The following is a 26,859-nucleotide window of genomic DNA, read 5'->3' as shown; positions in this document are numbered from 1 at the left end:
CAAGTCTGTTAAGACAACTTTTATATCTTAACACCCAATTTAGTTATTGTCAATAGGGTTTTTAAAAAAAAATAAAGGAAGCACGTTTCTCAACCTACTTCCCTTTTTTATTATTTAGCTTCAATCAGACCGTAGTTACCGTCTTCTCGTTTATAGAGAACATTAGTTGTATGATCTTCGCTATCAGTATAGATAAAGAAGTCATGACCCAACAATTCCATTTGAAGGATGGCTTCTTCAACATCCATTGGTTTCAACTCAATGTTTTTAGTTCTTACAACTTCAACAGCTGGTGCTTCTTCAACTTGTTCGTTATTAAAATCAGCTGAGAATACTTCTCCTGTTGGAACTTTTTCACGATGTTTACGTGCAATTTTTGTTTTGTTTTTACGGATTTGTCTTTCAATCTTATCAACCACTAGGTCGATAGAACCATACATATCTTGCGAAACATCTTCTGCTCTTAGTGTTACAGAACCTGTTGGAATAGTAACCTCTACTTTAGCTGTCTTTTCGCGATAAACCTTAAGATTTACACGCGCATTCAATTCTTGGTCTTCGTTGAAGTATTTTTCAACTTTGCTAAGTTTACTTTCAACATAGTCACGAAGTGCTTCAGTTACTTCGATGTTTTCGCCACGGATACTATATTTAATCATAAAAGACCTCTTTCTCGCTTGTTAGCGTTTTCTTTATCTTTATTATATCCTTTTCATGAAAATTTGCAAGGATTTTTATTATCTAGCTAGTGAAAAGGTCAAAACTTCTTTAATACCTATACCTTCTGACAGTTGAACCATCTGATATAAAGTGGAACCCGTTGTATAGATATCATCCACTATAATAATCTTATCTGGTAGATTTATACCTTCCTTGAGACAGAAAGCATTATCTTGACTTAGACGCTCCTCGCGTGTTTTTGAGGATTGCTTCTCAATATCTCTTTTCTCAAAGATATCCCGATAGGGAATTCCCTCTATCAATCCCTCAACTTGGTTGAATCCTCTTTCTGCCAAGCGTTCTTCCGATAATGGGACTGGCACTATGGTATAACCTTTCTTCAAAAATGGTTTTAAGTTGTTTTTAATATCTTGTTGAAATATTTTTCTAAGACAATAGTCTCCCATAAATTTATAGCGACTAAAATACTCTTTCATATTTTCCTCATATCGATAAATAGCAAGGTGCTTAGGAATATAGCCTTTTTTCATCCAAAGTTTACAATCAATACAAGCATCTCCATATAACTCTTTATTACAATTTTGACATCTTTCTTTTGAGAGGTTTTTAAACTGATGTTTACAAGATCGGCAAGAGTACTCTTTTCTTTGGTTAAACATAATAAGGTCTCTTAATTTTGGTAGTGATTCAATCCAATCATTACATAGCAGACACTTCATTGTTAAACCCTCCTTTTTTATTCATAGCTTTTATCTCTTCTCGACACCGAAGCATTGATTTGGATAGTCCTTCATGAAAGAAATAAAGCTTTCCTGTCGGTCTATCTGGTGATCTTCCAACTCGACCTCCAATCTGAATAAGACTCGAACTAGTGTATAAGTGATGATTTGCCATACAAACAAAAACATCTACTTGTGGAAAGGTTACACCACGTTCGAGGATAGTTGTTGTCACTAAGATAGACAGTTCTTTTTCTCGGAACTTCTCTACGATAGTTGAACGCTTCTCGCTTTTTGAGGAAACAAAGGCCATTTTTTCATCTGGAAGATATTTTTGTAGAATACTTGTAAACTTTTCACCTATCGCTATATTTGGAAAGAAGATTAATAGAGGAAATTTTGATTTACGTTGCTTTTTAATCTGATAAAGAAGAGGTCTTAAAAGCTTGCCTCTTGTCAGAGATTTTTGTAATCTGCCCTGCCAGAAGAATTTAGGAAGTACTAAAGGATTTCCATGGAAACGTCTAGCAAGGTGATGTTTTTCTAAAGTCCCAAGTCGAACTTGCTCTTCTAAAGATAATGTTGAAGTCGCTGTTAAGTAAATAAATCGACCGGTTTGGGTCTTCGCCTGTTCTACAGCATGATTTAACATGACATTTCCTACAAAAGGATATGCGTCTACTTCATCTACAATAACTAAGTCAAAACTCTGGTAAAACTTTAGTAGTTGATGTGTGGTAGCTATTACAAGCGGACTACCATCATATGGTTCACTCTCAGCATGAAGCAGGGAAATACTACAAGTAAAATCCCTTTTCATACGTAGAAATAATTCTCGACAAACATCAACCCTAGGACTTGCGATAGCTACATGACCTTTATTTTCAAGAACATAGGCAACGATGTTATAAATCATTTCTGTCTTACCAGCACCGGTCACAGCATGTACGAGACTATCTTTCTGTTTTTGATAAGTTCTCAAAAGTTTCTCTGAGACCTTAGCTTGATAGGGAGTCAGTTCTCCAAACCACTTCAAAACAGGAAATTCAATTTCTGATGTTTTGGAAGGAAAATAATAAAGTTCTTTTCCTTCTTGGTTTCTACCAAAGACAATACATGCTCTACAATAATACTGACCTCCCGGTAATTGCCAATCTTCCTCTATCCGACTGTAACATCTTTTACATCTAAGTTGTTTATCGACCTTTATCATACTTTCTAATGTTAAAGCCTCTGGGTGATAGTCCACTGGCAACTGCTCTTTCGTAAATAGTCGTCCATAATATTCTTTAGGTACCATATCTTTCTATTCGAAAATATGTTTGAATTCATCTTTTTATGATAAAATTTTTTTATGGATTACAAAACTATTGCCAACGATGGAATCGTTGAAGAAGAAATAAAAAAATCTCGTTTTATTTGTCACTTAAAACGTATCAGCAGTGAGGAAGAAGGAAGAGAATATATCGCTCAGATTAAGAAACAGCATCACAAGGCCAATCATTCTTGCTCTGCAATAATCGTTGGTGATGATGGCCAAATTAAGCGTTCCAGTGATGATGGTGAACCTTCTGGAACAGCTGGGGTTCCTATGCTTACTGTTCTAGAAAAACAAGGTCTTACTTATGTCGTAGCAGTTGTGACTCGTTATTTTGGAGGAATCAAGCTTGGAGCAGGTGGTCTTATCCGAGCTTACTCTGGTAGCGTTGCTCATGCTATTGAAGAGATTGGCCGAGTTGAAGTCAAGGAATTAACAGGACTAACCGTAGAGTTAACCTACTCTCAATACCAAGTCTTTTCCAACTTCCTTGAAAAAGAAGGACTCCAAGAATTTGATACAACTTTCTTATCAGATGTTTCTACTACTTTATTTGTCGAAGAGTCTGAGATTGAAAGACTCGGTCAGGAACTAACCGAATTCTATCAAGGGAAAGTTACTTATGAAAAATCTGGAAAGAAAATCGTTGAAATTCCTATCTGATAGTCAAACGTTATCACAGTGATAAAGAAGATGTATTTTACAAGTTGGCCCTACCGTCGTATACTTAGAACCATCAATCAAAGATTAAGAGGATTTTAAATATGACAATTTACAACTCAATTACCGAACTTGTTGGGAAAACACCTGTTATTAAACTTAATTCTATTGTTCCAGAAGGATCAGCAGATGTTTACGTTAAACTCGAAGCATTCAACCCTGGTTCTTCAGTAAAAGACCGTATTGCTCTTCGTATGATTGAAGATGCTGAAAAAGCTGGTACGATTAAACCTGGTGATACCATTGTTGAACCAACTTCAGGTAACACTGGTATCGGTCTTGCTTGGGTCGGTGCTGCTAAAGGCTATAAAGTTGTTATCGTAATGCCTGATACAATGAGTGTTGAACGTCGTAAAATCATCCAAGCTTATGGAGCTGAGCTTGTTTTGACTCCTGGTAGCGAAGGAATGAAGGGTGCAATTGCTAAGGCTAAAGAAGTTGCTGCTGAACGCAATGGTTGGGTACCTCTTCAATTTGCTAACCCATCAAACCCAGCTGTTCATGCGGCTACAACTGGCCAAGAAATTCTTGAAGATTTTGGTGCAGAAGGTTTGGATGCTTTTGTTGCTGGTATCGGTACTGGTGGTACTATTTCAGGTGTTTCAAAAACCCTTAAGGCTGCCAATCCAAATATCAAGGTTTATGGTATCGAAGCTGACGAATCTGCCGTCTTGAATGGTGATAAACCAGGACCACACAAAATCCAAGGTATCTCAACTGGTTTCATTCCTGACACATTGGATACAAAATCATATGACAGTGTTGTGCGTATTCCCTCTGATGAAGCTATCGCAACATCACGTACATTGGGTAGCCAAGAAGGTTTCCTAGCTGGTATCTCATCAGGTGCTGCTATTGCTGCTGCCCTAAAGGTTGCCGCTGAGCTTGGCGAAGGCAAAAAAGTCTTGACACTCTTGCCTGACAATGGTGAGCGCTACCTCTCTACAACACTTTACGATTTTCAAGACTAATAAAAAAGAAGCTGGAGCATAATGCTCTAGCCTCTTTTTATTGTATAAAGTTAAGCCTGTAGTTCATTAATTACTAGAAAAAGTAAGGATTTTAATCTCATTTCCACTGAACTCTTCCTACAAACTTTCTGTTTTTTATCCTTGTTATTAGTCTAACTCTTTTGCTTCTGTTTCTGCAATTTCAGTAACTGTAAATCCTGCTTCTACAAAAACCTTCTTGAGTTGTTCAATCCCAATCTCTCCTTCAACTTGAAGTTCAACACGAAGTACAGTGTCATTTTTAGGGGCAACAATTGTACGTTCGATGTTGAGATTCTCACTAGCAATAAGGTTCGCAATTTTTTCCAAAACACGTGGAGTATCTGTAACTTCCAACCCAATACGAATTCCAGCTTGACCATAACCAGAAATTTCCAAGAAAGCACGAAAGACATCTTTATCTGTGATAATTCCTGAAATTTGGTCATTGTCCACAACTGGAAGGACTCCAACCTTATTTTGAAGCATGATATAGATTGCATCCTCAAGGCTAGCATATTTGGAAACAGTAAGGACATTCTTGATCATGATATCTCCTACTTTTGTCTTATTAAGGAGATAATTCATTTCATAAATTGACAAGCTTGTTGCTTTTGATGGTGAGGCCTCCGCCATTGTACCTTCTGTAACAAGCCCAACAAGTTTATCGTGTTCAATTACTGGCAAACGGCGCAAACCTTTCTCACGCATAATATCTGCAGCTGCTGCAACTGTTGTTTCTGGTGAGACATAAACTACACGTTTCGTCATAAAATCTTTTACTGCCATGTTTCATTTTCCTCCGAATGATTTCTTACTTGTATTATACCACACTAAGTGAAACCGATTGCAATATTTTACTGAAAAATTAGTATTTCACAATCAGCATGAGACGATAGAAAAACGCCCTTGGGCGCTTTTTCTTATCCTCCAAGATAGGCTTTACGAACTTCATCTGATGCAAGAAGTTCTTCACCAGTACCTGAAAGAACCACTTTACCTGTTTCAAGAACATAACCACGATCCGCAATTGACAAAGCCTTATTGGCATTTTGTTCAATCAAAAGAACTGTAGTCCCTTGCGCCTTAATATCTTCGATAATATCAAAAATTTCTTGAATAAAAATTGGAGCAAGTCCCATTGAAGGTTCATCCAAAAGCAAAAGTTTTGGACGACTCATAAGGGCACGACCCATTGCAAGCATTTGTTGCTCACCACCAGAAAGTGTCGCTGCATCTTGATTCTTACGTTCTTCTAGACGTGGGAAACGTTGGAAGACTTTTTTCAAGAGAGCTGCGTTCTCTTCTTTATTTGTATGAAGGAAAGCTCCCATTTCAAGATTTTCCATTACGGTTAATCCTGCAAATACATGACGTCCCTCAGGTACTTGAGCCAAACCTTCGGCAACAATCTTACGTGCTGGTGTTTTGTGGATGTCGTTTCCAAGATAAGAAATGGTTCCCTCAGTTGGACGAACAAGACCTGAGATGGTACGAAGAATTGATGTCTTACCTGCACCGTTAGCTCCGATAAGAGTTACGACTTCACCTTCATTAACTTCAAAGCTGACGTTTTTTACAGCTTCAATCGATCCATATTTAATTGAGAGATTTTCAACTTTCAACATTGCCATTATGCTTCACCTCCCAAGTAAGCTTCAATAACGCGTTTGTTATTCTTAATTTCATCAGGTGTTCCTTCGGCAATCAAGCGTCCATATTCCAAAACATAGATACGCTCAGTAACATCCATTACCAAACTCATATCGTGCTCAATCAAGATGATAGTAATTCCGAAGTCTTTTTGAATTTGACGAATATGAGCAGTCAATTCAGCTGTTTCTTGTGGGTTCATACCCGCAGCTGGTTCATCAAGGAAAAGAATTTTTGGTTCTGTTGCAAGTGCACGAACAATTTCCAAATGACGTTGTTGTCCGTAAGCCAAGTTTTTCGCAAGTGTATCTGCCTCACCATCCAAGTTGAAGATAGCCAAGAGTTTCATAGCTTTTGCTTTTAACTCTTCTTCACTTGAATAGTACTTAGGCAAACGCAAAAGAGATGCAAAGAAATTTGAAGGTTGCTTATTTGATAAACCAACAAGAACGTTTTCAAGTACAGTCATGTCTTTGAAAAGACGGATATTTTGGAAAGTACGTGACAAACCGAGTGAAGCGATTTTATAAGGTGCTTTACCGTTTAGGACTGTACCATCAAGTGTAACAGTTCCTTCACTTGGCTCATAGACACCTGTCAAAAGGTTGAACAAGGTTGTTTTACCAGCACCATTAGGTCCGATAAGTCCAACCAACTCACCTTCATTGAGTTCCATTGAAACATCACCAACGGCAGTCAAACCACCGAAATTTTTAGTCAGATTTTTAACTTCAAGAAGTGCCATTTTTATTTGCCCTCCTTAGATTTATTGAAGAATTTTGAGAGATAGAGTTCTTTTGTTCCAAGAAGTCCACCTGGACGGAAGAGCATTACAAGAATCAAAGCCAAGGCGTAAATAATCATACGAAGGTTTGAAACATTTTGTAGGAACATGTTGATAATACCAAGAACAACAGCGGCAATGATAGTACCTGTGATAGATCCAAGACCACCAAGAACGGCAATGATAAGGTAATCAATTGATTTCATGATAGTGAAGTCTTTTGGCACGACTGTACCGATGTAGCTGACATAAAGTGAGCCAGCAATCGCTGAAATCATGGCACCGATAACAAAGATAAGAACCTTCATTTTTGTGACATTAACACCCATTGACTCAGCAGCAATTTCATCTTCACGAAGAGTGATTGCTTGACGTCCAGTTGCTGAACGTAAGAAATTAAGCACCAAAATGGTAATGATTACCACAAAGAAATAAATTACAGGCCAACTAGTATAAGGAAGGATACCTGTCAAACCAGCGGCACCATTGGTCAATTCACCACCATTAACGATAATGATACGGATGATTTCAGCCATACCAAGAGTTGCAATGGCAAGGTAGTCACCTTTCAAACGAAGGGTAGGTAGACCAAAGATAAGGGCAACAATAGCTGCGATGATGACACCGACAACCATTGAGAGGTAGAAACCGTCATATGTTGGCATCATACCAGTGATGATAGCTGATGAATAGGCACCAATTGCCATGAAACCAGCTTGCCCAAGTGTAAATTGCCCTGAGAAACCAAGAACCAAGTTAGTACCAAGTCCCATAAGGATTGAGATTCCAATCCCCATTAAGATTTGGATATAGTAAAGGTTCATGATACCTGAAAGTTCAAGACCTTTCAAGATAAGGAAGAGCCCAATGATAAGACCAAACCAAATAAGGTTTACTTTTAGATTTTTCTTCATGTCTTACACCTTCTCTTTCACATTTTTACCGAGGATACCCGCTGGGCGAACCAAAAGGATAACAATCAAGACACCATAAACGATGGCATCACGGTAACTTGACAAACCAATTGCAGTTGATAATGTCTCCAAAATACCGATAACAAATCCACCAAGTGCTGCACCAGGGATAATACCGATACCACCAAGAACAGCGGCAACAAAGGCTTTAATACCTGGCGTCATACCCATAAGAGGTTCGATAGAGTTATAGTAAAGACCAATAAGGACACCCGCTGCCCCTGCTAGTGATGATCCAAGAGCAAAAGTGAAGCTGATAGTGTTATTAACATTAATACCCATCAATTCAGCGGCATCACTGTCTACAGATACGGCACGCATAGCTTTACCCATCTTAGTCTTTTTAACAATCAATTGAAGAGCAACCATAAGCACAAGCGCAACTACCAAGATAAGCAATTGCACATTGGTTACAGAGATTGATCCAAGATGATAAGTCTCAATTGCAATCTTTTGAGGGAATGAACGTGTATCTGCCCCTACAAATAGAACCATGATGTACTCAAGGAAGAATGAGACACCGATAGCTGTAATCAAGGCAGAAATACGTGTCGAATTACGGAGCGGGCGATAAGCCAAGAACTCAATAACAACCCCTAAAATCGCACAGACAAGCATAGCAAAGACAAGGGCAACCCAGAAATTCATTCCAAGGCTATTAATCGCATAGTAACCAACGAAGGCACCCATCATATAGATGTCTCCATGGGCAAAGTTAATCAATTTGATAATCCCATAAACCATGGTATATCCAAGGGCAAGTAGGGCATAGATACTACCCAAGATAATACCATTGACTAGTTGTTGGGGAAGTTGTTCAAAAAACATATATAACCAAACTTTCTAGTTCATTTTCAGTATAGATAACAGATTATTTTTCAATTTCAACGGCTTCCGCTGAAACTTCTTCACCATTATCTCTTTTAACCATAAGAGCTGCTTTAATAGGGTTATGATCCTTATCAATCGTCATTTTACCAGTAACCCCGACAAAGTTTTTCAAATGTGCTAAGTTATCAGCAATATCAACTGATGTTTTCGCATCTTTAGATGCTTCTGCAATCATATAAACTGAATCGTAAGCTAGAGCAGCAAACATATTTGGTTCAGTTTTGTAAGCTTTTTTATATGCTTCGATGAATCCTGATGCTTTGTCAGAAAGAGAAACATTTGTTGAATATCCTGATACATAGTAGACGTTTGACGCATTCTTTTTACCTGCAAGCTCAGTGAATTTCGCATCACTGAATCCATCAGGTCCAAGGATTGGTTTATCAATTCCAAGGTCACGTGCTTGTTTAGTGATAATACCAGTCTCAGTATAGTAACCAGGCATTACAATCGCATCATAATCAAGGTCTTTAAATTTAGTCAAAGCTGACTGATAGTCCTTGTCACCTGAAGCAAAGGTAGCTTCAGTAACGATTTTACCTTTATATTCACGCTTGAATTCATCCGCAATCCCCTTAGCATAATCCGAAGCATTATCATAGTAGAGAACTACTTTCTTAGCATTCAAATTACTGTAAGAATAAGCTGCCAAAACTTTACCTTGGTAGCTATCTTTAAAGGTTGTACGGAAAACAAATTTCTTAGCTCCGTTAGCATCTACCGTAAGGTCATCCTGAGTACCAGAAGGTGTCAACAAAGGAACCCCTGTTTTTTGTGATACGAGGCTAGCCGCAGCGACAGCACCTGATGTCGCTGGACCAACGATAGCATTTACATTACTCTGAATAGCCAAGTTCGTTGAAGAGGTTGAAGCTTCAGCGTTTTCAGATTTATTATCTTTTGTGACAAGCTCAAGTTTTTTGCCATCGACGCCACCAGCTTTGTTAATTTCATCAACAGCCAACTTAATACCATTTTGCTCTGCCTTACCATAGGCTGCAACGGCACCTGTCAACTCCATATTAACACCAATTTTGATGGTATCGCCAATCTTAGTACCATTGGCATTAGCAGTCACATCTGGTGACTTGCCACAGGCAACCAAGAAAATGGAAGCAAAAAAGGCTAACACAATAAGTGTGATCTTTTTAGACATAAGATTTCTCCTTAATATTTTCTTAAAAAAGTCCACCTTATAGCTTACAGAATTATCAGACAATTGTCAACTACACATAACTAAGCTTTACCCACAGTAATCGTTTCCATTACTTTAAGAATAACTCTTTAAAAAGAAAAAAACTTTTCTCTTATTAAAGAGAAAAGTTCTTAAACGGTTCAGGGACTGAGGTGTCGTAACGTTCCAGACTACCTACAAAGTCCATATCAATATCAGAATAGTAAGAAGGCAGAACTTTTTTCACTGCTTTCATTCCATCGAGCTCTTTCAAAATATCCTCGACCTTGTCCTCATCTACATAAAGGTGCACATAACGCATCTTATAAGAATGGTAGACAACATCCCCAAACTTGGCAATTTTACGTAAGTCTCTATTGTAGTATAAATAAACAATAATGCCTTGACGCTTAATCATGACTCATCTTCTCCTTTATGTTAGTGTCTCCCTTTTTATGATGTGGTTTATGAGGGGCAAGAGGTAGCCCAGTATCAATAAAAATCTGGTCTGAAACAGCTTGGGCAATCTCCTCACCAAGATTGGCTAAAATAGTCTGTAAATCGAACTCTGCCCGACGATAGCCAATAACCACCTCGTTTAAATCAATTTGGCGCTTCATTCGCAAAACCTGACGTTTCAACTCTCTCACATCTGGTCTAAAAGCCTCATACGCCTTAGCAGCATCATAGCTATCTTTTAATTCTTGAAATGCAAAGAGTTGCTCTTGAAGTTCTCTGTCATTTTCGAATTTCTGGCGTTTTAAACGGTAATTCTCTATCTCAGGTAGCTTTATAAAACACGAAACAAGACACTCTATAGCTTGATCAATCGCAAGCAACTCCTCATTGATTATTAACATGTTTTCTATTATAACACAAAAAGCCAGATGAAACGGTCCTTATACAACCGATTTGCATCTGACTTTTGTTTAAGACAAGCTCAGTTTATTTTAATTGGTTATTAGCCATGATTTCATCGATGAAACCATATTCAAGCGTTTCTTGAGCACTCATCCAATTGTCACGTTCAGCGTCTACATGAACCTTTTCAATTGGTTGTCCAGAATTATCTGCTAAGATTTGCTCCAAGTTATTACGTGTCTTGAGCAAGTGTTCAGCTGCGATAGCCATGTCTGTTTGTTGCGTACCGCCACCAGTACCACCCATTGGTTGGTGAATCATGTACTCTGCATTTGGCAACATGAAACGTTTACCTTTGGTACCGCTTGAAGCGATAATTGTTCCCATAGATGCTGCCATCCCCATAACGATAGTCTGAACATCAGACTTGATGAAGTTCATTGTATCAACAATGGCAAGACCTGCCGAAACGGATCCACCTGGTGTATTAACATAAAGATAGATATCTTTTGTATTGTCTTGAGCATCCAAGAACAAGAGTTGGGCGATAATTGAGTTTGCCATATTATCTTCAACAGGACCTGTTAACATGATGATACGATCCTTGAGCAAACGTGAGTAAATATCATAAGAACGCTCACCGCGTGATGTTTGTTCAATTACTACAGGAATCATATGAATCCTCCTTTTAATATTGTCTTGATGCTATTATATGATTTTAGTCAAATTAGGTCAAATAAAAAACATCATTCTTAGCACTCTTTCTGAAAGAGTGCTAAAATTCCCTAAACCAATCTCACTTAAAACTTATTAATCTAGTAAAAAAAGGGAAATTTTCCCTTTTCAACTTATTTTGTACCAAAGAGACGGTCACCTGCATCTCCAAGACCTGGAACAATATAACCGTTTTCATTAAGTTTCTCATCCAAAGATGCTGTGTAGATATCGATATCTGGGTGAGCATCTTGCAATTTTTTGACACCTTCTGGTGCTGCAACTAAGCAAACAAACTTGATATTAGCTGCACCACGTTTTTTAAGTGAGTCTACTGCCAAGATTGCTGAACCACCAGTCGCAAGCATAGGGTCTACTACAAAAATCTGACGTTGATCAATGTCTTCTGGTAATTTAACCAAGTACTCAACCGGCTCAAGAGTTTCCTCGTCACGATACATACCAATATGACCAACTTTAGCTGCTGGTACAAGGCTAAGGAAACCATCGACCATACCAATACCCGCACGAAGAATTGGAACAATCGCCAATTTCTTACCAGAAAGTTGTTTTTGTACAGTTTTGGTAATTGGTGTTTGAATTTCAACCTCTTCGAGAGGAAGGTCACGAGACACTTCGTAACCCATGAGCATAGCAATTTCATTAACTAGCTCACGGAAGTCCTTAGTAGAAGTATCCTCACGACGGAGGATTGAAAGTTTATGTTGAATCAGTGGATGTGAAATAACTTGAAATTTACCCATAATAGTTTCTTCCTTTGCTTTATACTCACTCCATTATATCAAAAAGGCAAAAAAAACGCTTGCTTTACTGCAAACGTTTTTGAAAAGGATTATTTTTTAGGCAAATGAATCTTTCCTGTGACCAAACCATAGCCAAGAAGAGCTAGACTTGCAATTGCTGCAAAGATAGTCGCCAAGATTGAAAGAATGTTGCTCTTTGAACCTTCTGAATCACTTGGTGTCTTAGGAGTCGTAGCAAGTTTGGCAGCAACTTTAGTATTGTTGTCTTTACTTGACTCATCAGACTTAGTTACTTCATCAGCTTTAGCGACTCCGTGAGACTGAACTTCCTCTTCAGACTTCGCTGGTTTTGGAGCTTCTGTTTCAGTGACAGACTCTTCTTTAACAGGAGTCGTTGAAACAGTTGGTCCAGTTGCTACAATAGCCTCTGGTACTGGTGACGCAATCTCTGTAGCTTGAGCTACTGGACGACGGTCACCCACAGAACCCTCTGTTGAAGGTTTCGCAGGAACCTCTACATGATGATCATCTGATGAATTATTATCATTAGATGGGCGATCTGTGAAATAAGGGAACGGATTACGAACTGGAGAATCTGGATTCGTCGGCGTTGCTGGTTTATCTTCTTTATTAGTTGATGGTTGATTATTGTCTGCTGGTTTAGAAGGTGTATCTGGTTTGTTAGACTTATCATCAACAGAATGATTACCTTCTGTTGGACTTACTGGTGTTTCTGGCTTATCTGCCTTCTTGTCTTTACCATCTTTAACAGTTACAGTCAAGACACCGTGAGCTTCAGAAACGCCTGTTGAACCATCAACTGTAGGATAAGTATGTGGTTTAAGACCATAACCCGATACCGCATAATAATCTACATTAAAGTCCTCGTTTGGCAATTTAGCACTGTTTTGATCGCCTACGTGTACCAAGCTTTCACTAGATTTATCCCAAATCCAGTCACCTTGATTCGTCATCTTAGGAAGAACTTCTGTAGTATCATCTGCATTCATCTTGATAAGGAAGCTTGGAGCCCACGTTGATTTATTCTCAGCACCGGCAATTCCACCACGGTTAGTCATGTAAGAAGTTACCAAAAGAGTATCTGATGAGCCTTCAACAGGAACCGCATAGTAAGAATAGGTAGATGTACGCCAGTCAGCTGGTACAGAGGCTGTCAAAACCACACCTGAGCCATTAAGTGGACGATATTCTCCACGGAGGCTATCTGATACGAATCCGAGCATGACAACGTCATCACCGACAGCTTCACGCGCTGCTACAGTACCTTCAGCATCCGTAGATTTATTGATACGTGAAGCAGTGAAGAGGTAATACTTGTTACCCATCTTAACAACACTTGGACGTTCTACTTCATCAGTAACCAAGTGGCTAGTAACAAGTGGTGTGTAAAGTTCAGCTACAGATGGATTTTTCTCATTGTCGTCAAGTTTCAAGATACCAATAGAACCATTTGCCCATGAAGCAAGGTTATAAAGGTGTTTATTATTGACAATATTGAGGAATGACTTAAGGTTAAAGGCGTCATCTCCTCCATAGTTTGACCAGTTGTAGATTTGTTTTTCGCCTTGGTAGTTTTCGTCACCTGTATTTGATTCGAAAATAAGGTAGCGGCTACCGTTATCTTCAATGATGTGTGGGTCACGAAGACAGTAGTTATCTGTACGGTCTGGATTTCCATCGTGGTTGTGGTCATCGTTGAAAGTACTCATGAATTTTGGATAACTTTGATAATGATAGTTATCCCCACCAAAGAGAATGTGGTCATTTTCAACTGACTTAATAACAACTTCGTCGTTTTCAACAGCTAGGTTAAGTGTAGCACTAGCCAATTGTTGCCAGTTCAATTTACCGCCACTAGTATCATTCTTAGTGTAGTAAAGTTGGATACTACCGTCAGAGTTTACCGTCGCTGAACCTGACCATTGTTGGTCATCTTCAAGGGCATTATAACCAAAGATTGGACCCGCATTTTTCCAATGCGTAAAGTCATTATCTCCGTATTTACTATAGAGCAAGTAAATGTGGTTTGAGTTTTTATTTGGTGCACCGGCCATTGAGATAACCAACTGATAACCGTTCCAGTTGCTTACTACACCTGACTCAGCATCTTGGACTGGCCAAGAATCCCAAACGTCGATTTCTTCTTTTTTCATCGTTTGGGCATCAACAGTGTTGAAAGCAGGCATATTGATGATTGTATCTGCTTTAAAGTAAGGAACTGCCAATTTGCTGTCTTGCTTCAAGAAGCTAGCAACGATATCTTTCAAGTTACGGTAAGTCAAGCTAGTACCTGTACCCTTGATAGCATCATCGCTAAAGTCAACTTTATTAAGTGCTTTAATTTCTTCCTCAGTCAAGGCAACGATTTGATCTGAGGTCATATTATCTTCAACAATAGACTTGATACGACCGTTAAGTTTGCTAAGGTTTGCATTAGCAGCGCTGTTTTCAGTAGGTTTAAGGGCTACTTCAGTATGTGTATCAGCTGTTTCTGAGCTTGCTGTTGAAGTTGGTGCTTCTACTGCAGCCTCTGATGTATGAGCTGGAGCAGAAACCGCAGCAACTGTTGATGAAGGTGTTGTTGCATCTGATGAAGATGTCACTACTGTGCTAGACGCCTTTTCTTCGACTACTGATGGAGTTGTGTTGCTTGGTTGTGTCTCTGTAACTGGTGTAGTTGTAACCTCTGAATGTGCAACTGAAGATTCAACTGCTTCTGAAGTTGCCACACTTGTTGCTGTTTCACTGGCTACCGTTAGAGATGCTGTGCTTGTTTCTGGTGTTGCTGTCGCAGTAGCTACAGCTGGTGCTGTTTCTGTAACTTGATCAGCTTTTACCTGAGTGGCACCTAAAAATGCCAAGGTACCAACAAGTGCTGATGTTGCCCCTACTGCGGCAACCTTACGGATGCTATAACGCATCTTTTTGCACTCTGCTTGCTTTGGTGCTACTGTATTTGACTGTGAATTAACTGTACTATCCATATAAAACTCTCCTTTTAGGTTTTTACATGTTTTATTCTATCATTTTTTAATCTAAATTCCAATCTTTTTTTAATGACAAATTGATATTTTTTGTAAAAAACTATTTTTTTGTTAAAATAATAACTACAAAATAAGTAATTTTATCAGGAAATATCACTATATGGAATCAAAATATTCACCTCTAATTTTAGCTCTCGTTTTTTTAATTTTATTTTTTGTTTTTATAATAAAAAATGAGAACGCTAACAATCCTTCCCAAAAAACAAATAAGGTTTCTGTGAGTCAAACCTTTCATCTAGCATCTCATAAAGGATGGTCTAACGACCTACAGACTATCGTGTGGAATCAAGAAAAAAATTACTATGATATCTATTTTCTATACTCTGTGGATGGGGCTACTGATCCTTTTGGACCCAACGGTCAAGATTGGACACATACAACGACTAAAGATTTTATCACCTATAGTAAACAAGAGACTGCTATACCAGCAAAGGGTGGTGACCCTAAAGAGGGGTGGCATTCTGCTTGGACAGGTAGTGTAGTCACAGATAGTCAGGGGATTTCTGGTATCCAAAACGAAGAACCTGTCGCCTATTTTACTGGACTCATGGATGATGGAAGCCAGGCAATCTATGCTAGTGCATCAAATGACAAGGGAGCTAGCTTTACTAATTCCCTAAAAGATGGTAAACCTTTATTGACAAAGGAACAATCCTATAACGGTAAAGATTTCCGCGATCCTTATGTCTTCCACTTCAAAGACAAATTACTCATGTATGTCGCTGAAGGTAACGCCTTAGGTGTTTATCAATCTCAAGATGGTATCAACTGGACCAAAGAAGATAGCAAGGGAGACTCCAAAATCCTACCCGAAACATTTTTTAAGGGTCGTAACTGGCAGGACAACGCTCCTATCGAGTGTCCCGTTCTCAAAACAATGACAACAACTGACGGTCAGGACAAGCAAGTTCTCTTTTTTGGAGCTAAGGATACAGCTTCAGGCGAAACAACTGGAACCTACTATACTGTAGGGCATTTAGATGGTAACGGCTTATTTATTGCAGATACAGAAACAAAACGCTTAGATCAAGGCTCAGACTATTATGGCGCTAACTTCACTGGAAGCAATCGAATCGAAGAAAGCAATCATAACCTTATCAGTCTTGGCTGGGTTGGTAATTGGAATTACTTCACGTCAGGCATTCACAGTGACCAAGAGGCCAAGAGTGATTTTCTAAAAACTATCGGTTTTTACACTACACCCAGACAGCTACAACTGGATAAGAACGGTATTATTCAGTCTGCTCCCCTCTATAAAAATGAACAATTAACCCTCAAAAATCAAAACGGCAACATTTCGAGTCAAAGACCACTCACCAGTGACAATAGAAAACCTTGGATTGATAAAAGTCACAATCAGAATGCTAATGGCCTTCTTGACCTTGCTGAAAAAAATAGTGCGGGGTATTACCAACTGCATTTTTCAAATATTAAGAAAGAAGGAGGCTATATCTACATTGATATCTGGCAAGGCTCTGATTACGTTAAAATCGCCTACCAAATAACAAGTGGTACCTATCAGGTCTCTACCTATGCTGCTGAACTGAACAACAGCATGGATGGTAGTCAAACTGCCTCTTCTTACTATTACGATGGACTCTTAGGTAACGGTCAAGGTTATAAAGCTGACAGTCTCTATAAGGAAAATGATAATATCACTATAACGCTTATTACAGACAATCGTAGCTTGGAAATTTTCTTCCCCAATGGCCAAACCTACACTCTAGCCAGATTTAATACCTCTGGCAAGCAGGATGTCAAGGTTTTCTCCACTCAGGAAGATCTACTATTAAACTTGAAAATCTACGATGTACACTCATAACAATAATAAAAGTGATGCTATTTGCATCACTTTTATTATTTTCCAAAGACAGAAACGAGACGTTTAACTCCTTCAGCAACAACTGTAGTTGGCGTAGCTACGTTAAAGCGGAAATGTTTCTCTCCTTCAGAACCAAAAGTAATACCGTCATTTAGCACTACCTTGGCTTCTTCTTTAAGCAAACGTCCAAGTTCATTATGGTCTTGATCATAGGCTGAAAAATCAAGCCAAACCAAGTAAGTTCCCTCAGGTTTCATGACTTTGATATTAGTCTTTTCACTAAGTTCCTTGGTTAAAAGGTCAATATTAGTTTCAAAGACAGTCTTCAATTCCTCTAACCAAGGTTGCCCATAGGTCAGAGCTGCTTGGGTTGTAATCAAACCAATGGTTGGAATTTCATGTTGATTATTTGCCAACTGCTTTTGTTTAAAGGCTTTACGTAAGTCTTCATTTTCAATGATAGTAAAACTGTTTTTGGTACCAGCAATATTAAAGGTTTTAGTAGCCGAACTAAGCACCAAGGTAAAGTCCTTGTAAGCATCTGAAATGGTATTCATAGAGATGTGCTTATTCCCATATAGGGCTAAGTCTTGGTGGATCTCATCAGATACCAAGAGGACACCATGTTTCTGACACAAATCTGCTACCTTGGTCAATTCCTCTTTGGTCCAGACACGCCCACCTGGATTATGTGGGCTACAAAAAACATAAAGTTTAACATCATTCTCGACGATATCACGTTCCAATTGTTCAAAATCAATTTCGAAATGCCCATTAACCTTAACAAGACTATTTTCAATCAATCGACGATTATTCAAACGGACCGAACGAGCAAAAGGCGGATAAACTGGTGTGTTGATGAGAACAGCGTCGCCTTCTTTGGTAAAGGCTTGAATAGCTGTTGAAATGGCTGGAACAACACCTTCAATGAGAACAATACTCTCTTTATCAACGACGTAACCGTGTTGATTTTTTTCCCAATTAATGATTGACTGGTAAAGCTCTTCACTTGGATAAGGATAACCAAAAATATGTGTCTCAGCATAGTTGATAACTGCATCCCTAATCTCAGGAACAGGTAGGAAGTCCATATCAGCAACCCAAAGCTCAAGCAGTTCTGGATTACTTTCGGCTTCGTGCCATTTCATGGTATTTTGATCCAAGCGATTTGGTTGTGTTGTAAAATCATAACGTGTCATAGATAACTCCTTAAAGACTAAGGGCATTTTCCAAGTCAGCAATCAAATCTTGTGCTGCTTCAATACCAATTGAAAGACGAAGCAAGTCGTCTGTCAAACCATAGGAAGCACGCACATCACCTGGAATATCTGCGTGGGTTTGTGTCGTTGGGTAGGTAATCAAGCTTTCAACACCACCTAGGCTCTCCGCAAAGGTAAAGACTTTTAGGGAATTGATAATGGTTGGAATCTTGTCTTGATTAGCCACTTTGAAGGAAATCATACCACCCTTGCCTGGATAGAGGACTTCCTTAACAGCTGGTGACTTTTCTAAGAAAGCTACAACTTCTTGAGCATTGGCTGTCGATGCCTCCATTCGAAGTTTTAAGGTTTTAAGACCACGCATGAGCATATAGCTATCAAATGGTGACAAGGTAGGACCAGTCGTATTGAGGTTATAATAAAGTTTATCGTAGAATTCTTGGTTGCTGGTCACAACAACACCAGCCAAAACATCATTATGCCCTGATAGGTATTTAGTAGCTGAATGGACAACGATATCAGCACCTTGAGTAATCGGGGTTTGATAGATTGGGCTATAGAAAGTATTATCAACAATAACCACCGCACCCTTGTCATGAGCAATTTTGGCCACTTTTTCAATATCAAACTCAATCATAAGTGGGTTTGTCGGTGTTTCGATGTAGACAATATCGGTATCTTCTGTAATAGCCGCAATCATCTCATCTTCTGTATTTGTGTATTCAAAAAAGAAACGACCTTCTTTTTCCTTGTCATTAAACCAACGGAAAGAACCCCCGTAAAGATCACGCGCAGCTACAACCTTACTGCCTACTGGGAAAATTTCAAAAGCCAAAACAATGGCGCTCATCCCTGAACTTGTCGCAATAGCATAATCTGCTTTTTCAATAGCTGCAAGTGTTTTTTCCACTGTTGCGCGTGTTGGATTTTTAGTTCGTGTATAGTCAAAACCAGTAGAATGGCCAAATTCTGGATGTTGGTAAGTTGTTGAAAAATGAATTGGTGAAGCCAAGGCTCCTGTTGCTTCATCCGAATTGATTCCTGCGTGTGCCAAAATGGTTTCTAATTGATATTCTTGTGTCATAATGTGCCCTTTCTACATGGTAAAGTGGATATACTCCATATCTATGACCTCTATTTTATCACTATTTTCTGAAAATAATGGTAAGTTCATCATACGGATTCTTGATAGTTAGTTATAGTTTATTTCTATAACCTAGAAAGACAGATAGATACTGACTCTAATTTAAAATAATCCCAATTTCTGAGATTGTCGAATGTAGGTTTTCAAGCATCAAAAAGTGCCTGAAACATCATAGTTTCAAGCACTAAGAAATGATTTAAAAATCTTGCTTCAATCTAAGGTATGCCACTGACTTACTTTTTATCAAATAAGCGATATCTGATTTCTTCCAAAGCCATAATAACAAACGGACAAGCAAGTAAATAGAGCCAATCATCAAGTCCAATAGGTGCAGTGTTAAATAACGTGTGGAAGAAAGGCACGTAAGACAGGAGGATAAAGAGGACAATTTCTAAAACAATCCCTAAGCTAATAATCCGATTAGCAAATGGTTTAACTTGGAATATAGACCCTCTACCTTTACGGCTATTCATAGCCATACCAATTTGGGTAAAGATAATAGCACCTAAGGTCATGGTAGTTGCCTCTCGATAGAGGGGACCTGAGCTGGCCAAATGGTTTAAATTACCTTGATTAACCCAATAATTAAGGAAGAAAGCCCCCATAGCTAAGGCTGCTTCAATCAGTCCATACCAGACAAAAGCCTTAATCAATAATTGTCGATTGAGCAAGCGATCTGAGAGACGTCTTGGTGGTCTGTCCATAACGCCCTCTTCAGGCGGTTCAACCCCCAGCCCCAAAGCAGGCATCATATCTGTTCCCAGGTCGATGGCTAGGATTTGCATAACCGTTAAGGGAAGAGGTATGCGTCCCAAAGAGAACAAGAAGAAAGCAGAGGGTACGGCTTCTGGCGTGTTGGAATTAAAAATATAAGTCAGGAATTTTTGAATATTTCTATAAACTGCACGACCTTCTTCGACAGCATGAACAATAGAAGCAAAATGATCATCTGTTAAAATCATATCTGCGGATTCCTTGGCAACATCAGTTCCTGATACCCCCATAGCTACACCGATATCAGCTTTTTTTAGGGCAGGGGCGTCATTAACACCATCACCAGTAACAGCGACAACTTCGCCAAGTTCTTGAAGCGCATTGACCACACGGTATTTTTGTTCAGGTGCTACACGAGCAAAAACGATTTCGCCTTTAAGAGCTTCTTTGAGCTGATTGTCATCCATATCTGCCAGTTCAAGACCTGAAACAACACGCGCATCGTCCCCTTGTACAATTCCGATTTTCTTAGCAATGCTAAGAGCTGTCAAGCCATAATCACCTGTCACCATGATAATACGAATACTAGCTCTATGACATTTTTCAATGGCTTCACGCACACCCTGACGTGGCGGATCACTCATGGCAACCAAGCCTAGAAAGACCATATTGTCCTCCAAGGTCTGCATGTCCCATTTGTCTTCTCCAACATGCTCACTGTCTAAAGGTCTATAGGCCACAGCTAAAACACGTAAACCGTCTCGGGCAAACTGGTCGTTGGCCGCAAGGATAGCCTGACGCTCAGTAGCTGTCAATGATTTAATCATTCCTTGATTATCATAATAGTCTGAGCAAAGCTCCATCACTTCTTTGGGAGCACCTTTTGTGATGGAGATATGATGACTGCCATCCAATCCTGAATCAAGCTTATGCACTGTTGTCATCCGTTTACGATCAGAATCAAAGGGGATTTCCTTGAGGCGAGGGGCCCAAGTATGATTGTCATTTAAATTAATTCCTGCTTTTTCGGCGAGAACATTAAGACAAGCCTCAGTTGGATCACCTAAAATTGTAAAATTGGGATTATCAGCACTAGGGGCCACAACTTGAGCATTACTAGCCAAATGAGAGAATCGGACCAAACGATTAAGGAGCTCATTTTCTTTAAGAGAAACAGGTTGCCCTTCCTGCTCAATCTGTCCTTCTGATGCATAACCCAGCCCAGTTACCTCATAACTATCTGACAAGGTCCATAGATGGTTAACCGTCATGGCATTTTGCGTCAAAGTCCCTGTTTTATCCGAACAAATAACAGAAGTTGCTCCCAGCGTCTCAACCGAAGACAGCTTCTTAACCAAAGCATGGTCCTTAGCCATGCGCTGAACGGCCATGGCTAAAGATAGAGTAACTGTGGGAAGAAGTCCTTCAGGAATAAAGGCCACAATCATCCCCAATGCAAAAATAAAGGCTTGAGACAAAGGCTGATGGACAAATAGAGTCGCTGCCACCATAAAGAAGAGACCTACAGACACCGCAATAACTGAAATCTGTTTAGTCAAATGGTCTAATTCTTTCTGAAGGGGACTCTTTTCCTGAGCAAGATTCTGTGTCAAATCCGCAATCTGTCCAAACTCAGTTTTCATCCCGATAGCAGATACTATAAAATGTCCAGAGCCAGAAGAGACAGTAGTCCCTGCAAATACCATATTGTCATACTCTAACTCAGTCTTGTCGGGAGTCAAATCCGCTTGATCTGACTTATAAATAGGATTAGACTCACCAGTGAGGGCCGATTGATTAACCTGCAAATCTGTCACAGCGACCAAGCGTCCGTCTGCAGAAATACGGTCTCCTTCTTCAATGAAAACCAAGTCACCTGGCACCAAGTCTTGAGCTAGAATCTTGTCCTCCTTACCATCACGAAGAACTCGCGCATAGGATGGAAGAAGCTTGTTAAGAGCTGCCGTAGCCTGACTTGCTCTATATTCTTGAATAAAGCTAAAGAGACCATTAATAATGTTGACCAACCAAATTGCAATCCCCAACTCCAAGCTATGAGAGAGCATAGCGATAAAGCCACCGGCCCACAATAAGAGAGCCATGAGACTAGTAAAATGTCTGAAAAAGGTCAGCCAAATAGGCTCCGTCTTACTTTCCTTCAATTGGTTAGGTCCATAAGTCGCCTGCCTCTCCTTAACCTCTTGTGAGCTCAAACCTTGACGGCTTGTCTGCAATACTTGGTAAACTTGTTCAGGAGGATAGGTCCCTAATTTTATCTTTTCTTGTCTAGAATCAGTCATAGTCCTTTCCTCGATTCTAAATTATTAAAACGATTTCATTTTTTCACCCCTATTATACTCCTTTTTCAGAAAATGTTGATAAGAAAAAACCAAGCTACACGACTTGGTTTAAATCTTATTTAATATGTAATTTAGCACGTAGGCTAGCTGCTCGGGTGCCAAGCAATTGGTCAGCCATACGAGTTACAAGAGCAAGAACGCCATAGACACCAATTCCAAGGCCTCCTCCAATGATCAAGTAAATCACACTGCCCACACGGCTTGTTGGTGAAAGTACAAACTGGAACACCCCATAGAAGACTGCAACTGGAATAGCCATGAGCACTGTAAGGATACAGATGAGTAAGGCTTTTCTAAACACTGTCTTACGACTAAAGTGCGTAACAGTGTGGAGGCGATTATACATCAGAGCAATTGGAACACCTAAGCCGATGGCTGTTGAAATAACTGGTCCAAGAGCTCCTAGGAAAATAATCAATGGTAACTGTAAGACTCCCTTAACTAAAACCCCAATCGCAAAATAGTTGATAGCTTTACGGGTTTCAAAGATTGCCTGAAGCATAGGTGCTAAAACGCTATACAAGGCCAAGAAAATAACTTGAATCAGACTGGCTACAAAGAGCAAGTGGGCCTGGCTATCTGGTGCCCCGTAAAAAACTGTGTAGAGTGGTTTTGCTAAAATCACTGATCCTACAATGGCAGGAACAATAAAGAGCAAAAGCAACTGTAGGTTATTGATAATCAACTTAGCCGCTCCCTTCAAATCCTTCTTAACCATATTTTCAGTCAAGAGTGGAATCCCAACCCCAGCAATAGAAAGAGCAACGGCAATCAAAATCATGGTAATCTTACTTGGGTTTGAAGACAAGTAAGCATAGAGAACCTGAAGTTGACTGTTACTATAGCTTGTAAACTTCTCCATAGTACGGATAAAGGTCCATTGGTCAATCAGTTGGAAAAGCTGAATAGCAGATCCAGTGATAATAAAAGGGACAGCTTCCTTAAAGGTTTCAATAACAATTGCAGTCGGATTGATATCTGGATGAACAGCCTGCTTGCCAAAAAGACTCTTGAGCTTGCCCTCCTTCCAAAGGTAGAAGAAAAGCACCCCATAACTAGCCAACATACCGATAAAAGCGGCAAAAGTCGATTGGACAACTGCTGTCACATAATCGCCTGTCCCAATTTTCATGATGAAGAAGGTCGCCAACAGCATCCAAATAACACGGATAATCTGCTCCGCAATCTGACTTAAAGCATAAGGCTTCATGTTGTTAAAGCCTTGGAAAAAGCCTCGTAAAACAGACATAGATGGGAAAATAACAACTGCCCAAGAGAGACTACGCATTACGCGAACCAGATCCTCGTCTCCCCCAGAAAGGTAAGACATCCACGGCGAAGCAAAGTACATGAAAACGCCAAAGATCAGTCCGAGACCAATCATGTAATACAAGATACGCTTGAGTAAGAAGAAACTCGTCTCCATCTTTCCAAGAGTATTGTATTTAGACACCTGTTTGGCAATTGCGACTGGAATCCCTGCTGTAGAAATCAAAAGGAAAAGGGCATAAATGTTATACCCTTGACCAAAGAGGGCATTGGCTTGGTCGCCTTGTTTACCCATCCAAGCATACCAAGGAATAATGTAAAGTGCCCCTAATAGACGACTGATAATATTGGATGCTGTCATCCACGCCGTCCCTCTTAGCATCTGCTGCTGCTGTGTGTCAGTTTTAGTTTCAGTCATAACTTTCTTTCTAGAGAATAAAATATAATCTAGTTTATTATAAACTTTTGGCTGTGACTTGTAAAACAAGAACATTAAGGCTAAAATAGGAACTATGATTACTATTGAACAAGTTCTAGAGGTTCTCAAAAAGGACCGTAATTTTCGAGATATTATTGACCAAGATAACTACTACTATTCATGGACTGGAGTGACTTTTGATCATCTTTCTTACGACAGTCGTGATGTCACACCATCTTCCCTCTTTTTTGCCAAAGGGGCTGCCTTTAAGCCTGAATTTTTAGAGAATGCTGTCAAAGCTGGCTTGAGTTTCTACGTGGCTGAAAAAGATTATCAAGTGGGAATTCCTGTCATTATCGTAACAGATATCAAGCAGGCTATGAGCCTCGTTGCTCAGGCCTTCTACCAATACCCCCAAGACAAACTAAAATTGCTGGCTTTTACTGGGACAAAAGGGAAAACAACAGCAGCCTACTTTGCCTTCAATATTCTCAAGCAAAGTCATAAACCTGCTATGCTTTCAACCATGAACACGACATTAGACGGAAAAAACTTCTTCAAGTCTACCTTAACAACACCTGAGAGTTTGGACCTTTTCCGTATGATGGCTGAAGCTGTTGATAATGGCATGACCCATCTGATTATGGAAGTCTCAAGTCAAGCCTATCTGACTAAGCGTGTCTATGGATTGACTTTTGATGTAGGTGTCTTTCTTAACATCAGCCCAGACCATATTGGGCCTATTGAACACCCAACCTTTGAAGACTACTTCTACCATAAGCGTCTCCTCTTGGAAAACAGTCGAGTTGTTATCGTAAATAGCGGTATGGATCACTTTGATTTTATTGCTGAAGAAGTTGCAGATAAAGAGCATGACTTCTATGGTAAAAACTCCGACAATGCTGTTAAACATGGCTCAGGTTTTAGCTTTAAGGCAAGTGGGAAATTAGCCGGCGACTATGATATCCAACTTATCGGTGACTTTAACCAGGACAATGCTATGGCTGCAGGTCTAGCCTGCCTACGTCTTGGAGCTAGCCTTCAAGACATCAAAGAAGGGATTGCTCAGACCTCTGTTCCAGGGCGTATGGAAGTTCTTACACAAACTAAAGGAGCCAAGGTTTTTGTGGACTATGCTCACAATGGAGATAGCCTAGATAAGCTCTTACAAGTCGTAACCAGCCATCAAGATGGCCATATTAGCCTAATTCTAGGGGCTCCTGGAAATAAAGGTGAAAGTCGTCGTAAAGACTTCGGACATGTCCTCAATACCTACCCTGATGTTGATGTCTTCCTAACAGCCGACGATCCTAACAAGGAGGATCCTTTTGCTATCTGTCAAGAAATTGCCAGTCACATCAACCGTGAGGTACGTATCATTGTTGATCGAGAAGAAGCAATCAAAACAGCAATATCTGAGACTACAGACTCCAAAGATGCTGTGGTTATTGCCGGTAAAGGTGCTGATGCTTTCCAAATCGTAAATGGGAAACGTGATAACTATGCTGGCGATATAGAAGTCGCTAAGAAATATTTGTAAGCATTTAGTTAAAGCAATACTACCGATAACGTCTCAATTGAGGAGGCGTGTAGGACTGGACGAAAGCTTCAATTTCTGAAAAATCATCTGTAAAGAGGAATTTTGCTGCTGTTTCAGCCTCTAAAAAGTCATGAGTAACCATGGTATCCAACATTGTTTTCATAGCATCATAATAGCCATTGAGATTGAAGAAAACACAGGGTTTGTCCAGCTTACCGACGCGAGCAGCTGCAATAGCTTCAGAAATTTCTTCCAGTGTTCCTAGACCTCCTGGAAGGGCGATAAAGAGGTCTCCTTGCTCTAGCATAGCAGTCTTTCGTTCTGCCATGGTTTCTACTATGGTCATTGAAGTCAATCCCTCATAAGCTATCTCCCTATCTTTGAGGAATTGCGGCATAATTCCATGAGCCTCTCCCCCATTTTCCAAAATAGTGTCACCAAGAACTCCCATCAGCCCCATCTTACTACCACCATAGACTAGAGTATGCCCATTTTTAGCAATCCACTGGCCCAAGGCAATCGTTGCTTTCTTAAAGCTAGGATTGTCACCCATATTAGCTCCCAAATAGACTGTTACTTTCATTGAAGTCCTCCTTTTTATTCTATTATAACGCAAAATTCCTGCCATAACTGACAGGAATTTTTTCTTAGTCTTTACGCTCCAAATTACGAAGCATTTCATCAATTCTATTACCGTATTCGATAGATTCATCCTTAATGAAGGTTAAATCTGGAATCTTATACATGGTCAATTTTTTACCAAGTTCACGCTTGATTGTCCCAGTAGCCTTTTCAAGACCAGTTTGTGCTTTTTGGTTATCTGAGGCCAAGGTTGAATGAATAGTGTAAAAAATCTTAGCAGCTGACAAATCGCCAAGCATTTGCACATCTGTGATAGTGACATCTTGTACGCGTGGATCACGAACTTTCTTTTGAAGAATTTCATTGACCTCACGTTTGATTTCCATACCAACACGGTCTACACGAAATGAATTTCCCATAGTCTTATCCTTTCTCTCTTATTATGATGGAACAAAAGCCAGGCCAGATGACCTAGCTTTATCT

The 26,859-nt window shown here is 39.6% G+C and carries 24 protein-coding genes; 4 read left to right on the top strand and 20 right to left on the bottom strand.

Features of this window, described 5'->3' with window-relative positions; translation table 11 throughout:
• Nucleotides 1-110 precede the first annotated feature (110 nt).
• The 3 genes from hpf to AX663_RS08070 all read right to left on the bottom strand — a co-directional run bounded on the left by hpf (nt 111) and on the right by AX663_RS08070 (nt 2,700).
• Complete coding sequence (hpf, locus tag AX663_RS08080; RefSeq protein WP_002883786.1) at nt 111-659, bottom strand: ribosome hibernation-promoting factor, HPF/YfiA family; 549 nt, start codon at nt 657-659, stop codon at nt 111-113.
• 78 nt (nt 660-737) lie between these two features.
• On the bottom strand, nt 738-1,400 hold the full coding sequence (locus tag AX663_RS08075; protein ID WP_060973194.1) for a ComF family protein: 663 nt from the start codon (nt 1,398-1,400) through the stop codon (nt 738-740).
• Nucleotides 1,381-2,700, bottom strand: a complete 1,320-nt coding sequence (locus AX663_RS08070; protein WP_060973193.1) for a DEAD/DEAH box helicase — start codon at nt 2,698-2,700, stop codon at nt 1,381-1,383. The genes AX663_RS08075 and AX663_RS08070 overlap by 20 nt, the downstream gene beginning before the upstream one ends.
• A 54-nt stretch (nt 2,701-2,754) precedes the next feature.
• On the opposite strand from AX663_RS08070, the gene AX663_RS08065 reads away from it, so the two are divergent.
• Nucleotides 2,755-3,381 carry a YigZ family protein gene (locus AX663_RS08065; protein ID WP_060973192.1) on the top strand — a complete coding sequence of 209 codons (627 nt, stop codon included), beginning with the start codon at nt 2,755-2,757 and terminating at the stop codon, nt 3,379-3,381.
• A 101-nt stretch (nt 3,382-3,482) separates the two neighbouring features.
• The gene (gene cysK, locus AX663_RS08060) at nt 3,483-4,409 is read left to right on the top strand and encodes a cysteine synthase A (protein WP_002883742.1); all 927 of its coding nucleotides are present in this window, start codon (nt 3,483-3,485) and stop codon (nt 4,407-4,409) included.
• A 147-nt stretch (nt 4,410-4,556) separates the two neighbouring features.
• Here cysK and AX663_RS08055 read toward each other — a convergent pair whose 3' ends face one another.
• The 11 genes from AX663_RS08055 to AX663_RS08005 form a co-directional block, all read right to left on the bottom strand.
• Complete coding sequence (locus tag AX663_RS08055) at nt 4,557-5,216, bottom strand: CBS and ACT domain-containing protein (RefSeq protein WP_037600377.1); 660 nt, start codon at nt 5,214-5,216, stop codon at nt 4,557-4,559.
• 134 nt (nt 5,217-5,350) lie between these two features.
• Nucleotides 5,351-6,061, bottom strand: coding sequence for an ABC transporter ATP-binding protein (locus tag AX663_RS08050; protein WP_002883761.1), 711 nt, complete (start codon nt 6,059-6,061; stop codon nt 5,351-5,353).
• On the bottom strand, nt 6,061-6,825 hold the full coding sequence (locus AX663_RS08045; RefSeq protein ID WP_002883723.1) for an ABC transporter ATP-binding protein: 765 nt from the start codon (nt 6,823-6,825) through the stop codon (nt 6,061-6,063). The genes AX663_RS08050 and AX663_RS08045 overlap by 1 nt, the downstream gene beginning before the upstream one ends.
• Nucleotides 6,826-6,827: 2 nt before the next feature.
• Nucleotides 6,828-7,778: a branched-chain amino acid ABC transporter permease gene (locus AX663_RS08040; RefSeq protein ID WP_002883720.1), complete on the bottom strand. Its 951-nt coding sequence runs from the start codon at nt 7,776-7,778 to the stop codon at nt 6,828-6,830.
• Nucleotides 7,779-7,781: 3 nt separating this feature from the next.
• Nucleotides 7,782-8,666, bottom strand: coding sequence for a branched-chain amino acid ABC transporter permease (locus AX663_RS08035; RefSeq protein ID WP_002890014.1), 885 nt, complete (start codon nt 8,664-8,666; stop codon nt 7,782-7,784).
• 43 nt (nt 8,667-8,709) lie between these two features.
• Nucleotides 8,710-9,885, bottom strand: coding sequence for an ABC transporter substrate-binding protein (locus AX663_RS08030; RefSeq protein ID WP_014633924.1), 1,176 nt, complete (start codon nt 9,883-9,885; stop codon nt 8,710-8,712).
• Nucleotides 9,886-10,039: 154 nt separating this feature from the next.
• Nucleotides 10,040-10,321: a YlbG family protein gene (locus AX663_RS08025; protein ID WP_002890011.1), complete on the bottom strand. Its 282-nt coding sequence runs from the start codon at nt 10,319-10,321 to the stop codon at nt 10,040-10,042.
• Entirely contained in the window at nt 10,314-10,763 is a 450-nt protein-coding gene (locus AX663_RS08020; RefSeq protein ID WP_021143581.1) for a YlbF family regulator, read from the bottom strand. The genes AX663_RS08025 and AX663_RS08020 overlap by 8 nt, the downstream gene beginning before the upstream one ends.
• An 85-nt stretch (nt 10,764-10,848) precedes the next feature.
• Nucleotides 10,849-11,439 (bottom strand): ATP-dependent Clp protease proteolytic subunit, encoded by a 591-nt coding sequence (locus AX663_RS08015; RefSeq protein ID WP_002883818.1) that lies wholly within the window; start codon nt 11,437-11,439, stop codon nt 10,849-10,851.
• Nucleotides 11,440-11,612: 173 nt separating this feature from the next.
• Nucleotides 11,613-12,242: a uracil phosphoribosyltransferase gene (gene upp / locus AX663_RS08010; protein ID WP_002883819.1), complete on the bottom strand. Its 630-nt coding sequence runs from the start codon at nt 12,240-12,242 to the stop codon at nt 11,613-11,615.
• An 89-nt stretch (nt 12,243-12,331) separates the two neighbouring features.
• On the bottom strand, nt 12,332-15,247 hold the full coding sequence (locus AX663_RS08005; protein ID WP_037599043.1) for a glycoside hydrolase family 68 protein: 2,916 nt from the start codon (nt 15,245-15,247) through the stop codon (nt 12,332-12,334).
• 160 nt (nt 15,248-15,407) lie between these two features.
• Here AX663_RS08005 and AX663_RS08000 point away from each other — a divergent pair, with 160 nt between their 5' ends.
• Nucleotides 15,408-17,129 carry a glycoside hydrolase family 32 protein gene (locus AX663_RS08000; RefSeq protein WP_002890007.1) on the top strand — a complete coding sequence of 574 codons (1,722 nt, stop codon included), beginning with the start codon at nt 15,408-15,410 and terminating at the stop codon, nt 17,127-17,129.
• 35 nt (nt 17,130-17,164) lie between these two features.
• Here the strand turns inward: AX663_RS08000 and AX663_RS07995 are convergent, their stop codons facing one another.
• The 4 genes from AX663_RS07995 to AX663_RS07980 all read right to left on the bottom strand — a co-directional run bounded on the left by AX663_RS07995 (nt 17,165) and on the right by AX663_RS07980 (nt 24,254).
• On the bottom strand, nt 17,165-18,328 hold the full coding sequence (locus tag AX663_RS07995; protein WP_021151464.1) for a MalY/PatB family protein: 1,164 nt from the start codon (nt 18,326-18,328) through the stop codon (nt 17,165-17,167).
• 10 nt (nt 18,329-18,338) lie between these two features.
• On the bottom strand, nt 18,339-19,433 hold the full coding sequence (locus tag AX663_RS07990; protein ID WP_002890005.1) for a cystathionine gamma-synthase: 1,095 nt from the start codon (nt 19,431-19,433) through the stop codon (nt 18,339-18,341).
• 293 nt (nt 19,434-19,726) lie between these two features.
• Nucleotides 19,727-22,507: a cation-translocating P-type ATPase gene (locus AX663_RS07985; RefSeq protein WP_060973191.1), complete on the bottom strand. Its 2,781-nt coding sequence runs from the start codon at nt 22,505-22,507 to the stop codon at nt 19,727-19,729.
• 115 nt (nt 22,508-22,622) lie between these two features.
• Nucleotides 22,623-24,254 (bottom strand): putative polysaccharide biosynthesis protein, encoded by a 1,632-nt coding sequence (locus tag AX663_RS07980; protein ID WP_060973190.1) that lies wholly within the window; start codon nt 24,252-24,254, stop codon nt 22,623-22,625.
• A gap of 94 nt (nt 24,255-24,348) precedes the next feature.
• On the opposite strand from AX663_RS07980, the gene AX663_RS07975 reads away from it, so the two are divergent.
• Nucleotides 24,349-25,794, top strand: coding sequence for a UDP-N-acetylmuramoyl-L-alanyl-D-glutamate--L-lysine ligase (locus tag AX663_RS07975; protein WP_060973189.1), 1,446 nt, complete (start codon nt 24,349-24,351; stop codon nt 25,792-25,794).
• A gap of 19 nt (nt 25,795-25,813) precedes the next feature.
• Here AX663_RS07975 and AX663_RS07970 read toward each other — a convergent pair whose 3' ends face one another.
• On the bottom strand, nt 25,814-26,377 hold the full coding sequence (locus tag AX663_RS07970) for a TIGR00730 family Rossman fold protein (RefSeq protein ID WP_060973188.1): 564 nt from the start codon (nt 26,375-26,377) through the stop codon (nt 25,814-25,816).
• A 64-nt stretch (nt 26,378-26,441) separates the two neighbouring features.
• A complete protein-coding gene (gene rbfA / locus AX663_RS07965; RefSeq protein ID WP_060973187.1) occupies nt 26,442-26,795 on the bottom strand; it encodes a 30S ribosome-binding factor RbfA in 354 nt (117 codons plus the stop codon).
• Nucleotides 26,796-26,859 lie beyond the last annotated feature (64 nt).

Origin of the sequence: Streptococcus sp. CCH8-H5 (assembly GCF_001556505.1) — a bacterium.
Classification (GTDB): domain Bacteria; phylum Bacillota; class Bacilli; order Lactobacillales; family Streptococcaceae; genus Streptococcus.
This window is presented reverse-complemented; position numbering and strand designations above follow the sequence as displayed.